This is a genomic window from Aeromonas sp. FDAARGOS 1414 (assembly GCF_019047065.1).
Lineage (GTDB): Bacteria > Pseudomonadota > Gammaproteobacteria > Enterobacterales > Aeromonadaceae > Aeromonas > Aeromonas veronii_A.
The window spans coordinates 3,594,218-3,607,877 of record NZ_CP077210.1; the positions used below are offsets into that span (position 1 = coordinate 3,594,218).

The 13,660-nt window shown below is 59.7% G+C and carries 11 protein-coding genes; 4 read left to right on the forward strand and 7 right to left on the reverse strand.

All coding sequences use genetic code 11. The features are described 5' to 3' along the window. Positions 1-43 precede the first annotated feature (43 nt). Positions 44-2,488 (reverse strand): VolA/Pla-1 family phospholipase, encoded by a 2,445-nt coding sequence (locus tag I6L44_RS16280; RefSeq protein ID WP_216952430.1) that lies wholly within the window; start codon positions 2,486-2,488, stop codon positions 44-46. Positions 2,489-2,788: 300 nt separating this feature from the next. Here I6L44_RS16280 and I6L44_RS16285 point away from each other — a divergent pair, with 300 nt between their 5' ends. After that, entirely contained in the window at positions 2,789-3,046 is a 258-nt protein-coding gene (locus I6L44_RS16285; RefSeq protein ID WP_005339429.1) for an accessory factor UbiK family protein, read from the forward strand. A gap of 54 nt (positions 3,047-3,100) precedes the next feature. Here I6L44_RS16285 and I6L44_RS16290 read toward each other — a convergent pair whose 3' ends face one another. The 6 genes from I6L44_RS16290 to trxA form a co-directional block, all read right to left on the reverse strand. Then, positions 3,101-4,114: a diguanylate cyclase gene (locus I6L44_RS16290; protein WP_254204230.1), complete on the reverse strand. Its 1,014-nt coding sequence runs from the start codon at positions 4,112-4,114 to the stop codon at positions 3,101-3,103. A 218-nt stretch (positions 4,115-4,332) separates the two neighbouring features. Beyond that, a complete protein-coding gene (fre, locus tag I6L44_RS16295; protein WP_042054686.1) occupies positions 4,333-5,031 on the reverse strand; it encodes an NAD(P)H-flavin reductase in 699 nt (232 codons plus the stop codon). Between the two features lie 146 nt (positions 5,032-5,177). Then, on the reverse strand, positions 5,178-6,647 hold the full coding sequence (ubiD, locus tag I6L44_RS16300; RefSeq protein WP_005339421.1) for a 4-hydroxy-3-polyprenylbenzoate decarboxylase: 1,470 nt from the start codon (positions 6,645-6,647) through the stop codon (positions 5,178-5,180). 33 nt (positions 6,648-6,680) lie between these two features. Further along, positions 6,681-7,673 (reverse strand): hypothetical protein, encoded by a 993-nt coding sequence (locus I6L44_RS16305; RefSeq protein WP_216952432.1) that lies wholly within the window; start codon positions 7,671-7,673, stop codon positions 6,681-6,683. Positions 7,674-7,781: 108 nt separating this feature from the next. After that, positions 7,782-9,047: a transcription termination factor Rho gene (rho, locus tag I6L44_RS16310; protein ID WP_005342418.1), complete on the reverse strand. Its 1,266-nt coding sequence runs from the start codon at positions 9,045-9,047 to the stop codon at positions 7,782-7,784. A 204-nt stretch (positions 9,048-9,251) separates the two neighbouring features. Then, complete coding sequence (gene trxA, locus I6L44_RS16315; protein ID WP_005339416.1) at positions 9,252-9,578, reverse strand: thioredoxin TrxA; 327 nt, start codon at positions 9,576-9,578, stop codon at positions 9,252-9,254. Between the two features lie 113 nt (positions 9,579-9,691). Here trxA and rhlB point away from each other — a divergent pair, with 113 nt between their 5' ends. The 3 genes from rhlB to I6L44_RS16330 all read left to right on the forward strand — a co-directional run bounded on the left by rhlB (position 9,692) and on the right by I6L44_RS16330 (position 13,657). After that, a complete protein-coding gene (gene rhlB, locus I6L44_RS16320) occupies positions 9,692-10,981 on the forward strand; it encodes an ATP-dependent RNA helicase RhlB (RefSeq protein WP_005339414.1) in 1,290 nt (429 codons plus the stop codon). Positions 10,982-10,993: 12 nt separating this feature from the next. Then, a complete protein-coding gene (gene gppA, locus I6L44_RS16325; protein ID WP_064339043.1) occupies positions 10,994-12,484 on the forward strand; it encodes a guanosine-5'-triphosphate,3'-diphosphate diphosphatase in 1,491 nt (496 codons plus the stop codon). A gap of 195 nt (positions 12,485-12,679) precedes the next feature. Further along, positions 12,680-13,657: a DUF4382 domain-containing protein gene (locus I6L44_RS16330; protein WP_216952434.1), complete on the forward strand. Its 978-nt coding sequence runs from the start codon at positions 12,680-12,682 to the stop codon at positions 13,655-13,657. Positions 13,658-13,660 lie beyond the last annotated feature (3 nt).

A 13,660-nucleotide genomic window follows, 5' to 3' on the forward strand; every position in this document is an offset into this window, starting at 1 on the left:
GAACGCCGCCCCGAAGGGCGGCGTTTTTTTACGCGATGGGCAGTTACTGCTTGATCAGGGTGTCATCGGTTACCTTGACCGCCGCACCGCCACTCATAAAGAAGCTGGCGAACTGGGTCTGGATCTCGGTGGTGACCGCGCCAGCCTGATCGAAGTTCTCGTCAGGAGCCAGCAGCGAGCTATGACCCCCTTTCAGGAAGCGCGCAGCATGGTGACCCGCCGGGAGCACGCCGGAACCCTTCAGCTCTTGCAAACCCAGCACCCGGAACAGCGGCTCGGTGCCACCCAGCGGCGCAGAGGCGATGCTGTTGGGGATCACCTGATCTGGCAAGCTGAGCGCACCATCGCCAACAATTTCGGTGGCGAACAGCGGGAAGCTCTTGGCGATGCCACTGCCCAGATTGATCGGGTCCGCAGAGTCCAGCACTGACTGGGCGGCAAAGGTATAGCTCTGCAAGGTGCTCGCCGCACCCGCCTGCGTGGCCGCATCCAGACTGGGCAGGAACTCGTTGACGAAGCAAGTGGCGGCAGCCGTTTTGCAATTCGGTGCATAGGCGGTAAAGCCCGCTTTCAGCGCCGGACTACCCGAGGTAAGCACGCTCATCTTGATGGTCGGCCCGAAGCTCGGCGAGTTGAGCAACAGCGGCGCGATGCCGCCACCCGGCATCGCCAGACCACCGGTATCGAACTTGAACAGGGCATCAGCCTGAGCACTGCCGGTGGTCTGGTTGGCGACAGCCAGCAGATTGGCCCCGGTAATGGCACCGAGTGAGTGACCGAGGAAATGCACCTTCAGACCGGCACCACCCAATTGGCCACCCAATCCCTGGGTGTTAGCCAGACCGACAGCCAGTCGCAGCCCCAGCAGATCGGCCACGCTCTGTTTCAGGTTGTCCCGCGCCACCGTCAGATAGCCCAGATTCAGATAGGGAGTCGGATTCTCGGAGGTGGTGACGGTATCCATGCTGCCGCTCAAGGCATAGCCACGTTCGCCGTGCAGCGGATGATCGATCACCACCACAGCAACTACCTTGTTCACTGATGGGTCTAACCCGGCACCTATCTGGCCCAGCGCCAGCGCATAGGCGTTCTCCTTGATGGAGGTGACTCCGTGCTGATAGATGATCACATCAGTGACAGTGCTCAAGTTGATCGTCGGTGCAAAGATCCGCAGCGGTACCGATTGTACTTCGGTCAGAGTCGGCAACGGGTTGAAACGACCGATATTGCGCTCGGCATCCAGCGGCTTGCCACCGGAGGTGAGGGTCACCCCGATCAGCTTGCTCGCCTCGGTCAGCAGTTCACTCTGACGGCTCGGGTCGGCGATCAGCTCACCCAGCAATGCGGGGTCCACGCCCGCCCCGACCAGTCCACCGATCACCTCGGTATCGCCCGCTTTCAGCGCGTTGGCGATGGCATAGAGGCTGGGAATGGCGCCGTGCCAGGATTGGGTCTTGGCCTTGTCCCAGGAGCCGGCTATCGCCGGGGTTGAGAGGAAGTAAGGGAGTTTGACGGTACCGGTATACACCTTGGTTAGCTGGGCAACCCCGTTAAGCGGCGTACCAACCCCAAAGGCGGCTGTCAGTGCATCTTTCTGATCCTGCGGCAAGAATGGCTCATTCGCCAGCTGGGTCAGAAAATCCACCCCGCCATTAAGACCATTGATGGTATAGGTTGCCGGCAGGCTGGTGTTGCCTCTGGCATCCTGTTTCCACAGCGCCGCGGCGTCCAGGCTCGGGCTCTTCAGCACCGAAGCGGCGGCACTTTTCACTGCCAGCAGCACATCGGCACCAGATTGGGTGGCAAACCAGTCGGAGAAGATCACCCGATCGCTGGTGATCCCGGTGGCCGCCTTGAACAGACCTTCCTGCAGCGAGATCAGGCCGTTGATGGTCTGCTCCTGAGTAGTTGCGCCAGCTGTCGATTTGAAGCTGCTGTAATCGCCTCCCGCCTTGAGCGGTGTGCCGCGACTGTCCTTGAGGGCATCGGTCGCCACGATCATGTAGTAAGAAGAGGGATTGAGCGGCTTGAGCGGAACCAGATTAAGCTTGCCGTCCCCACCGGTGACCACAAAGTCGGTCCCATAAACCAGTGGCTTGCCGCCCTTGACTCCGTTGGGTTGCAGAGTGACCGGATCCAGCGTGAGCTCGAGCAGGTAGAGGGGCGCAACGGCAGAAGCATACTCGCTGGCCGCCGGTGCCGGCACAGAGACACCGGTCACGGTCGCCGGTACCAGCTGGATGGGTTGGGTGGTTGACCAACCATCCAGAGTGGAGAGGGCAGATACCGGGTTCGACAGATCAGCCGTTTCTGTCGAAAACTTCAGGGTACCATCGCTGGCACGGGGGGCCAGCACGCTCGGGCGCACCCCGTTGGCGCCACTCAGGACGTAGTCGAGGGAGCTGGTGGTGTCTCCCTTGTTGTCATCTCCACCACATCCGGCCAGAAGGGCGCTGACAACAGCTGCATAAATTAGCTTCTTCTTCATTTTTTATTCTCTTTTTATAAGGTTGTTATCCATCACAAGCCAACGGGGTCATCACGACCTCGACTGCAAAACGTTAACATAAAACCAACACCAAATAAGACTCATGCCGGACAGTTCTGGCTCAGCTTTGTGGTGCATGTCATGGTTTCAGGTTAACAAAGGGGCGCAAGGGTAGCAGTTGTAGCCCCATCACCAGACCCGACCAGCCAGCGGGCACCATCACGACTAAAAAGCCGCCGCGATCTCGGCAAAGTGAGGGAATTGTCGGTAGAATGTCCGCCAACGCTTAAGGAGGACATCATGATCGACCCGAAGAAACTGGAAGAGATCGCCAAGCAGGTGCACAACTCCCTGCCGCCCGGCATTCGCAGCATGGGTGAAGAGGCCGAGAAGAAGATGCGTCAGGTACTGCAAGCCCAGCTGGGCAAGCTGGATCTGGTCAGCCGCGAAGAGTTCGACGTACAGACCAAGGTGCTGCTGCGTACCCGTGAAAAACTGGCCGCCCTCGAAAGCAAGCTGGCTCAGCTCGAGCAGCAGCTCGGCGCCAAAGGCGAATAACGAAAACCCCAGCTCGGCTGGGGTTTTTGCTTTGAATTGAACCTGTAAAAAGCATCACACCTGAAGCAGATACCAGGCCCGCTTGCCGCGGGCCTTGGCCTCATACATGGCCCTGTCGGCAACCTCCAATGCCTGTCGGAAGCTCAATGGCTCCTCCTCCCACAGGGCGATGCCGATACTCAGCCCCACCCGTTGCGGGCAACCGGGTTTGGGCACATAGCCGTGCATCCGGCTGATCAGGGCGTCAGCCAGCTGCGCCAGGCCATGGCTCGACACATCCCGGTGCAGATGCACCACAAACTCGTCGCCGCCGTAACGGCCGCATAGAGCCGAGCCAGGCATAATAAGGCGCAGCCAGTCCGCCATCTGCTGCAACACCAGATCGCCGCAGGCATGGCCCAGCTGGTCATTGATCCCCTTGAAATCATCCAGATCGATAAAGAGCAGCGCCCCCGCCCCTTGCGGCTGCAGTTGGGCAAACGCCTTGCCAAACCCCTGCCGGTTGAGCAAGCCGGTCAGCGCGTCGCTGTTGGCGCGCTCCGCCAGTCGCTGCTCATAAGCCTTGCGCTGGGTGATATCGATATGGGAGCCCATGATCCGCAGCGGCTTGCCATCGCCATCCCGATCGACGACCCGACCCCTATCCCACAGCCAGGTGACCTCGCCTTGCGGATTGATGGTGCGGTATTCGGCTTCATAGAAGGGGGTTTTGCCCTCAAGGTGGGCAAAGTAGCTGCCCATGGCATGGGCGCGATCGTCGGGATGGAGCTTGGCGCTCCACTGATCGAAATGAGGGGCCATATCGCCAGCCTGAAAGTTCTGCAGATTGAAGACCCGCAGTTCGCCGGTGGGAATGGTGCCCTGCCAGAGACAGATGCCGGTGCCATCGAGGGCGGCATTGAGCTTCTCCTGCAACAGGCCGTTTTCATGCTGCAAAGCGGCGATCTCTGCCTGCAAACGGGCAAACGCATCACCACCGGAGGAGGGTTCCGGCATGGCGGCCAGCTCAGTCGCGCAGGGTGCCTCCCGATCATACCCGGGTTGCCCCCTTGCCTCTTTGCTTAACACTGCGCCTCCTTGTGCTTGCTCTATGGATACTCTTGTCAATCCAAACAAAGATGCCACCAGCCAAGCCAGATTAGTAGCCATTCATAGCCAATATATTGAAAAATAATGGGATAACGCCGCGATAATCCAACCATTCGGTACGATCAGGTACTGCGGCAGCCACAAAAACAAAAGCCCCCGGCAAAACCGGGGGCTGCGTCATCCAAGCGGGGATCCCGTCAGATAAATTCGTAGGCGTCACCGAAGATGCGCTCCGGCTCGGCGCCGAGGATCTTGAACTCCTCACGCGCGGCCCCCGCCATCTCGAAGCGACCGGCGACATAGATGTCGTAGTCGTGGAGGCTGACGAAGTCATCCATGATCGCCTTGTGCACCAGTCCGCTCTTGCCGGTCCAGTCAGCATCCGGCTCCTGCACCACCGGGATAAAGGTGAGCGGCGCATAGTCACGCTCCCACTGCTGCATCTGCTCCAGTTCGTAGAGCCAGTGAGCCTGACGCACCCCCCAGTAGAAGAACACCGGGCGCTTGCTGCCTGTGTCGATCAGATATTCCAGAATGGAGCGGGCGTAAGAGAAGCCGGTGCCGCCCGCCATCAGGATCAGCGGACGGGGAGACTCATCGCGCAGGAACGCCTTGCCAGCCGGCAATTCGACCTCGATCTCCCCCTGCTCGCGCATGCGGGCCAGCACCTGACCGGCATAGGCGTTCTCGGGAGTGGCACCAATTTGCAGCTCCAGCACGCCCGGGCGGGTCGGCGAGTTGGCGATGGAGAAGGGGCGCTTGTCCGAATCGCTCATCACCACCAGCAGATACTGGCCCGGCTTGAAGCTGATCGCTTGCTGCGGCGTCAGAGCCACATGCCAGATGGTGTCGACATATTCGCGCAGTTCCTCTACGCGGCATTTGATACGTTGCATTCTTGTCCTTGTGGCGGGCTCGCTCGGCCCGCTTCGCTCATTGTTTCACTATGGAGTGACGACCAGCAGCCCTGGCCCCGTCAGTCGAGAATACTCAAATCAATGCGGATCGCATCACTTTTTGCAGCAAAGCTGTCATGTTTGCCTCATCCGAGGATATTGAGCTCATCCCAGATGGCATCGACCTTCTGCTTCACCGCCTCATCCTGAACTATGGGCTGACCCCACTCCCGATTGGTCTCGCCCGGCCACTTGTTGGTGGCATCCAGCCCCATTTTGGAGCCGAGGCCGGAGACCGGCGAGGCGAAGTCCAGATAGTCGATCGGCGTATGCTCGATCAAGGTGGTGTCCCGTGCCGGGTCCATCCGGGTGGTGATGGCCCAGATCACATCCTTCCAGTCGCGGGCGTTGACGTCATCGTCACACACCACCACGAACTTGGTGTACATAAACTGGCGCAGGAAGGACCAGACTCCCAGCATCACCCTCTTGGCGTGGCCCGGGTAACGCTTCTTGATGGTCACCACCGCCATCCGGTAGGAGCACCCCTCCGGCGGCAGATAGAAGTCCACAATCTCGGGGAACTGCTTCTGCAGCAGCGGCACGAACACCTCGTTCAGCGCCAGACCCAGCACCGCCGGTTCATCGGGCGGACGGCCAGTGTAGGTGCTGTGATAGATGGCATCGCGCCGCTTGGTGATGTGGGTGATGGTGAAGACCGGGAACTCGTCCACCTCGTTGTAGTAACCGGTGTGGTCGCCATAAGGGCCTTCTGGCGCCATCTCACCCGGCTCAAGATAGCCTTCCAGCACGATCTCGGCGCTGGCGGGCACCTCCAAATCGCAGCTGATGGCCTTGATCACCTCGGTACGGCTACCGCGCAGCAGACCGGCAAAGGCATATTCGGAGAGAGTATCCGGCACCGGCGTCACCGCGCCGAGAATGGTCGCGGGATCGGCGCCGAGCGCCACCACCACCGGGAATCGCTCACCGGGATGGGCCTCCTGCCACTCGCGAAAATCGATGGCACCGCCACGATGATCCAGCCAGCGCATGATCAGCTTGTTTTTGGCGATCTTCTGCTGGCGATAGATGCCGAGGTTCTGGCGCTTCTTGTAGGGGCCGCGGGTGATGGTGAGGCCCCAGGTGACCAGCGGCGCCACATCGCCGGGCCAGCAGTGCTGGATCGGGATCTGGTCGAGATCGACCGCATCACCCTCCTGCACCACCTGCTGGCAGGGGGCGGAAGAGAGTCGCTTGGTCGGCATGTTGAGCACCTGCTTGAAGATCGGCAGCTTCTCCATCAGCTCCTTGAATCCCTTGGGCGGCTCGGGCTCCTTGAGATAGGAGAGCCAGACCCCGACCTGACGCAGGGCGCCCACATCGGGCTGGCCCATGCCCATGGCAACCCGATCCGGGGTACCGAACAGGTTGGTCAGCACCGGCATGGTGTAGCCTTTGGGATTTTCGAACAGCAGAGCCGGGCCACCCGCACGCAGGGTGCGATCGCTGATCTCGGTCATCTCCAGATAGGGATCTATCTCGCGGGTGATGCGCTTGAGTTGTCCGTTTTGTTCCAGCTGCGCGATGAAATCACGCAAATCCTTGTATTTCATGCAAGTTCCCAACCGGGTTCAGGAGGTCACGCATTATAACCCTGGCTGCCCATCGGGTGTACCCGAATCGGGTAGCAGACTCGGTGCAATGGGTGGCACGTCACGCTGGCCGAGGCGTCTGGCCAGCGCAGAGAGCAGCTGGGGCTCGTCCACCTCCATCAACAGACCGGCCACCAGCGCCCCGTATTGACGGTTGGAGAGTTCCGCCAGCAGGTATTTCTGGGCCTGCGGCGGCAAGGGGGAGAGCGCGCTCAGTTGGCGCAGGGCCGGCTCTCTCAAACCGGGATTGCCGCTGGCGGCAATCAGCAGGGAGCTGGCCGTATTGCCATGATGGAAGCGGTTGATGGTGGCGAGTGCGCGCAGCGCATCCTGATCTGCCGGCCGCCGCCACAACATGCCATAGAGCGCCGGTTCACCTGTGCGCAGCAGCAGATGGAGCAACAGCTGATTGTCGGGCAGATAGATATTCCGGCTGGCCAGCGCTTGCGCCTCCCGCATCCAGATCGATTGCGGCAAGGCGTCGAGGGCCAGCAACAGGGCTTGCTGCTGCATGGCAATATCGGGGTTACTGCTGTAATAGAGGGACTTTAGCTGGAAGCTACCTTGGGCAAGCTGCTGCTGATAGCGCTGCACCAATGAGTGCAGTTGCCACTCCCCCAGCAACTGACGGGCCTGCGCGGCAAAATCGTAGACAGGTTGCTGCACCAGAAAACCGTCTACCTGCTGCTCCAGCAGCCACTCGGGAGCCTTGTCGGCCTGTGCCTCGACCCAGCGTTGCAACGCGGGGGACGCAGGAGCGGTAACCGGAATATCCCGCAGCAGCTGCAACAGCAGGAACTCCCGCTGCTCGCGGCTCAGGGTCGCCAGCAGAGAGTCGATGGCGGCAAATTGTCCTTGCTGCAGACGGCTCGCCAGATAGCGCTGGTGCGTTTGCAACGTCTCGGCTGTCACCGTAGCCGGAGCACTCTGCGCACAGACTGGCATTGCACTCAGCAATCCCAGCAATAACCAGACAACAGGCTTCATGACGTCTCCATCCATGCGACATCGGGATCTCATACTACTAGGGCAACCGGAAAACAGATAAACAAAAACCGCGACCAGGGCCGCGGTTTCGTCATTTTCTGACCGGACTTACTTCTGCTGGCGCCGCATGGCGTCGAAGAACTCGTCGTTGGTCTTGGTCATCGCCAGCTTGTCGATGAGGAACTCGATACCGTCGATCTCGCCCATCGGGTGGACAATCTTGCGCAGGATCCACATCTTCTGCAGCTCGTCACCAGTGGTCAGCAGCTCTTCCTTGCGGGTGCCGGAGCGGGTGATGTCGATGGCCGGGTAGACACGCTTCTCGGCAATCTTGCGCGAGAGGTGCAGTTCCATGTTGCCGGTACCCTTGAACTCTTCGTAGATGACTTCATCCATCTTGGAGCCGGTATCGATCAGCGCGGTGGCGATGATGGTCAGGCTGCCGCCCTCTTCAACATTACGCGCGGCGCCGAAGAAGCGCTTGGGACGGTGCAGGGCGTTGGCGTCCACACCACCGGTCAGTACCTTGCCGGATGACGGGATAACGGTGTTGTAGGCGCGAGCCAGACGGGTGATGGAGTCCAGCAGGATCACCACATCTTTCTTGTGCTCGACCAGACGCTTGGCCTTCTCGATCACCATTTCGGCAACCTGAACGTGACGGGAAGCAGGCTCGTCAAAGGTGGAAGCGATCACTTCACCTTTCACCATCCGCTGCATCTCGGTCACCTCTTCCGGACGCTCGTCGATCAGCAGAACGATCAGTTCACAGTCCGGGTGGTTGTAGGCGATGCTCTGGGCGATGTTCTGCAGCAGCATGGTCTTACCGGCCTTGGGCGGCGCCACGATCAGGCCACGCTGGCCTTTACCGATGGGGGAAGCCAGGTCCAGTACACGGGCGGTGATATCTTCGGTAGAGCCATTACCCCGTTCCATGCGCAGACGTTCGTTGGCATGCAGGGGGGTAAGGTTTTCAAACAGGATCTTGTTGCGGGAGTTTTCCGGACGGTCGTAGTTGACCTCATTGACCTTGAGCAGTGCGAAGTAGCGTTCGCCCTCTTTCGGTGGCCGGATCTTGCCGGAGATGGTATCGCCGGTACGCAGGTTGAAGCGGCGGATCTGGCTCGGGGAGACGTAGATATCGTCAGGGCCTGCCAGATAGGAGCCGTCTGCACTGCGCAGGAAGCCGAAACCATCGGTCAGGATTTCCAGCACACCGTCGCCAAAGATATCTTCACCACCCTTGGCGTGCGCCTTGAGGATTGCAAAAATAATATCTTTCTTGTGCGCCCGAGCCAGATTTTCCAACCCCATGGATTCGCCAAGCTTGACCAGCTCGGACACAGGAGTGTTCTTTAATTCAGTCAGATTCATAGTGGTGAAAGTCTGTAAGCAAGGATTGAAATGAGGAGACAGTCTGCTGGATTGATGCTGATCGGATTTGATTGCCAGGCTGTGGTTAGCAAAGAGTCAGGCAAAAAGGTTAGCAAACGAGCGATAAACTAGCACCAATCGGGATGAGCGTCTAGGTGATAAAACACAAGGAGCGCATTATTGCAATGCGCTCCTCTTTAATTATTACAGGTTGCCGTCCAGGAACTCTTTCAGCTGAGTCTTGGACAGTGCACCGACCTTGGTCGCTGCCACTTCGCCATTCTTGAACAGCAAGAGGGTCGGGATACCACGAATGCCGTACTTGGGCGGAGTATCAGAGTTATGGTCGATGTTCAGTTTGGCTACGGTCACGCGACCTTCGTACTCTTGGGCAACTTCTTCCAGGATCGGGGCAATCATCTTGCACGGACCACACCACTCGGCCCAGAAGTCGACCAGAACGGCGCCATCGGCTTTGATTACATCTGCCTCGAAGCTGGCATCGCTCAGCTGAACAATCTTGTCACTCATCTCCAACTCCAGTCAGTAATTAAGGCTTTATTGACATATCAACAAAGGCAATAGTTGCCCTATTTGAAATGATCCTGTTTATTATTGCAAGCCTAACCTGATAACCTACCGCCATGAGCAAAACACACTTAACGACCGACAAATTCGCCCAAATGGGCCTCGAACCCGAAGTTCTGGCTGGTCTGGAATCAAAGGGATTTCACTATTGCACGCCCATCCAGGCACTGTCTCTGCCACTGCTGGTAGAAGGTCATGACCTCGCCGGTCAGGCTCAGACAGGCACCGGCAAAACCATCGCCTTTCTGGCCGCCACCTTCAACTATCTTCTTACCCACCCGCTGACCAAACCCCGTCTGGTAAATCAACCCAGAGCCATCATCATGGCACCCACCCGGGAGCTGGCAGTACAGATCTATAACGATGCCGACAGCATCGCCGCTTCTACCGGCCTGAAACTCGGCCTCGCCTACGGTGGCGAAGGTTACGACAAGCAGCTGGCCGTGCTGGAGCAGGGCGTCGACATCCTGATCGGCACCACCGGCCGCATCATCGACTACTTCAAGTCCAAGGTGATCGATCTGAGCAACATTCAGGTCGTGGTACTGGACGAAGCGGATCGCATGTTCGATCTGGGCTTCATCAAGGACATCCGCTTCCTGTTCCGCCGCATGCCGCCCGCGACCGAGCGTCTGAGCATGCTGTTTTCCGCAACCCTCTCCCTGCGCGTGCAGGAGCTTGCCTACGAACACATGAACCATCCGGAACATGTGCAGGTAGAGCCTGAGCAGATGACCGGCGTGCGGATCAAGGAGGAGCTGTTCTACCCCTCCAATGAAGACAAGATGTTGCTGCTGCTCTCCCTGATGGAAGAGGAGTGGCCGGAAAAAGCGATCGTCTTCGCCAACACCAAGCATGTCTGTGAAGACGTTCACGCCTGGCTGGAAAACGACGGCCACCGCGTCGGTCTGCTGACCGGTGACGTGCCGCAGAAGAAGCGGATGAAGATCCTCGAGGATTTCACCAAGGGTGCGCTCGATATTCTGGTCGCCACCGACGTGGCCGCCCGTGGTCTGCACATCCCTGACGTGACCCACGTCTTCAACTATGACCTGCCCGACGACGCAGAGGACTATGTACACCGTATCGGTCGTACCGGTCGTGCCGGCAAGAGCGGTCACTCCATCAGCCTGGCCTGTGAAGACTATGCCTTCAACCTGCCGGCCATCGAGGAGTACATCCACCACGCCATTCCAGTCAGCAAATATGATCGCGAAGCGCTGCTGGATGACGTTACCCCGCCGAAACGGGTGTTCCGCAACCGTCAGCCGGTGAACCGCAACATGCGGGATCGCCAGGGCGGTGGCAACAGCAACAACCGTCGTCGTCCGCCGCGCAAAAGCTAAAGGATAGGCCCGTTGCACAACTCGCCTCTCTATGCCGCTATCGACCTCGGCTCCAATAGCTTTCATATGCTGGTGGTGCGCGAGGTCGCCGGTGCCTTGCGCACCGTCGCCAAGGTCAAGCGCAAGGTTCGCCTCGCAGCCGGGCTCGATCCGGAATTTCGTCTCAGCCGTGCCGCCATGGAGCGGGGCTGGGACTGCCTGCGTCTCTTCTCCGAGCAGTTGCAGGACATTCCGGCCGACAACATCCGGGTGGTGGGCACCGCAACCTTGCGGCTTGCCACCAACGTCGACGAGTTCCTCAGCGAAGCGGAACGGGTGCTCAACCACAGCATCGAGATCATCTCGGGCGAGGAAGAGGCCAAGACCATCTATGAAGGGGTCTCCTGGACCTCTGCCGGGGAAGGCAACCGACTGGTGATCGACATCGGCGGTGCCAGTACCGAACTGGTGATCGGCGAACATAGCGAAGCAAAACTGCTCAACAGCCTGCACATGGGCTGCGTCACCTGGCTCAACAATCACTTCGGTGATGGCGAGCTCTCTGAAGCCCGTTTCGAGCAGGCGATTGCTGCCGCCAAGGCGGTGCTGGAGAAGGTGGCAGAAGATTACCGCGCCCTCGGCTGGCGCACATGTGTCGGCGCCTCCGGCACGGTACAGGCGCTGCAAGAGATCATGCTGGCGCAAGGGAAGAGCGAACGGGTCACCCTGCCGAAACTGCAGGAGCTGATGGGTCAGGCCATCGCCTGCGGCAAGCTCGACCGGCTGCAACTGGAAGGGCTGGCGGCCGAGCGGCTGACCGTGTTCCCCTCCGGCCTCGCCATCCTGATCGCCATCTTCGAAACACTCGATATCGAGAGCATGACCCTCGCGGGGGGCGCCCTGCGTGAAGGACTGATCTACGGTCTGCTCGGCAACAATCACGACTGTGATGCCCGGGATCGCACCGCCGACAGCCTGATCAGCCGCTATCAGCTGGATAAAGAGCACGCCGAACGGGTGCGCGATACCGCCGTCGAGGCGTTCAACCAGCTGCAACCGGCCTGGCGACTCTCCAAACGCTACGGTCGCCCGATTTTGCGTTATGCCGCCCTGCTGCATGAGATCGGCCTCTGTATCGAATACAAGAAGGCGCCGCAACACGCCGCCTACATCATCGACAACATCGACATGCCGGGCTTTACTCCCGCGCAAAAGAAGCTGTTGTCGGCCCTGCTGTTCAACCAGCGGGACGAATTCAAGCTGGAACCACTGGAGAAACAGGGTGCCGTCACCGGTCGTCAGGCGATCCGGCTGGCCCGTATCCTGCGCATCGCGCTGATCCTCTGCATGCGCCGTACCCAGGGCACAGTGCCCAGCTTCACCCTGCAGGCAGAAGAGGAGTCACTGACCCTGACCCTGCCCAAGGGGTGGCTGGACGAGCACTACCTGCGCGCCAGCGAGCTGCGCCTCGAGGTAGAGCGCCAGCAGAAGATGGGCTGGCCCACCCGCCTGCTGGAAGCCTGATTGGGCCACGCCCAATCAGTGCCCCGGCGTTCCGAAAATCTCTTTCGCTGCCAACACTGGTGCTACTCAGGCCTGCACCTTGATGTTATTGGGCTGACGGGCAGATCCCGCCCTTGCGTCTGGGCCCAGCCTCCCCTTCATGACCAACGTTCGACTAGAGTTGGGGTGTCTTCATAACCAACCGGAATGGACGCCATGAAATCCTTGACTCTGATCGGACTGACCACCCTGCTCACCGCCTGCGGCGGTGGTGGCGACAGCAATAGCCAACCACAACCAGCCCAGCTCTCGCTGGCCTTCTCCGACGCCCCGGTGGATGCGGTCAGCAAGGTCTGCATCGCCGTCGCCAACATCAGCATCCACCCCGTCGCCGGCAACGAACAGATCTGGACCACCGCCAGTTTTCTCACCTCGGCCCAGGACGATGGCTGCACCCCGAGCGGCGAGACGATACCGCTCGACAGTGCAGACCGGCCGCAGTTCACCTACATCGACCTGCTGAGTTATCAAGGATCCGCCAGTCGCCTCCTGCTGTCCGGTCAGAGCGTGATGCCCGGTGACTACAGCCAGATGAGGTTGCGGATACTGGATGGACGGGAGGTCAGCAACCAATTTCTGAATGGCACCCCCTACTCCTACGTCAAACGGGATGATGGGGGGATCAAGCCGCTGGAAGTGCCAAGCAGCGAGCTCAAGCTGGATGCCTTCACCATCGCAGCAAACGGCCTCAGCGCCTTCACCACCGAGTTCGACCTGCGCCAGGCCATGGTGCTGCCCGGCCACGAGCAGTACTACAAGCTCAAGCCCAGAGGGGTGCGGCTGGTGAATAACACCCAGGTCACCATCGTCAGGGGCACGGTAGCAGCTGGCTTGTGTGGCGGCCTGCTGACCGACAAGGCTTTCGTCTACTTCTACCAACCCAGAAGTGACGACAACTACCCCGACATGGCGGACAGCGACAACGGCTTCTATGCCAGCGCGCCCGTGTTGCCGCAAAGCGGTGGCGGCTTTGGTTACGAGTTGGGATTTGTTAATCTCGGTAGCTACGATCTGGCGCTGGTCTGCAATGGCCACGAGGACGATCCGGCACTGGCTGGCGACCCGCTGCAACTGGAACAGGTGCAGAAAGCCCAGGCGGTGGTGGCGCCCGCCACCATCATCAATTTCCAGTAACCG

Bases quoted from the DNA above. Each gene is read 5' to 3' on its own strand.
- rhlB (WP_005339414.1), top strand. From the start codon at position 9,692: ATGAGCAAAACACACTTAACGACCGACAAATTCGCCCAAATGGGCCTC.
- I6L44_RS16330 (WP_216952434.1), top strand. From the start codon at position 12,680: ATGAAATCCTTGACTCTGATCGGACTGACCACCCTGCTCACCGCCTGC.
- I6L44_RS16280 (WP_216952430.1), bottom strand. From the start codon at position 2,488: ATGAAGAAGAAGCTAATTTATGCAGCTGTTGTCAGCGCCCTTCTGGCC.
- trxA (WP_005339416.1), bottom strand. From the start codon at position 9,578: ATGAGTGACAAGATTGTTCAGCTGAGCGATGCCAGCTTCGAGGCAGAT.
- ubiD (WP_005339421.1), bottom strand. From the start codon at position 6,647: ATGAAATACAAGGATTTGCGTGATTTCATCGCGCAGCTGGAACAAAAC.
- rho (WP_005342418.1), bottom strand. From the start codon at position 9,047: ATGAATCTGACTGAATTAAAGAACACTCCTGTGTCCGAGCTGGTCAAG.
- I6L44_RS16285 (WP_005339429.1), top strand. From the start codon at position 2,789: ATGATCGACCCGAAGAAACTGGAAGAGATCGCCAAGCAGGTGCACAAC.
- I6L44_RS16305 (WP_216952432.1), bottom strand. From the start codon at position 7,673: ATGAAGCCTGTTGTCTGGTTATTGCTGGGATTGCTGAGTGCAATGCCA.
- fre (WP_042054686.1), bottom strand. From the start codon at position 5,031: ATGCAACGTATCAAATGCCGCGTAGAGGAACTGCGCGAATATGTCGAC.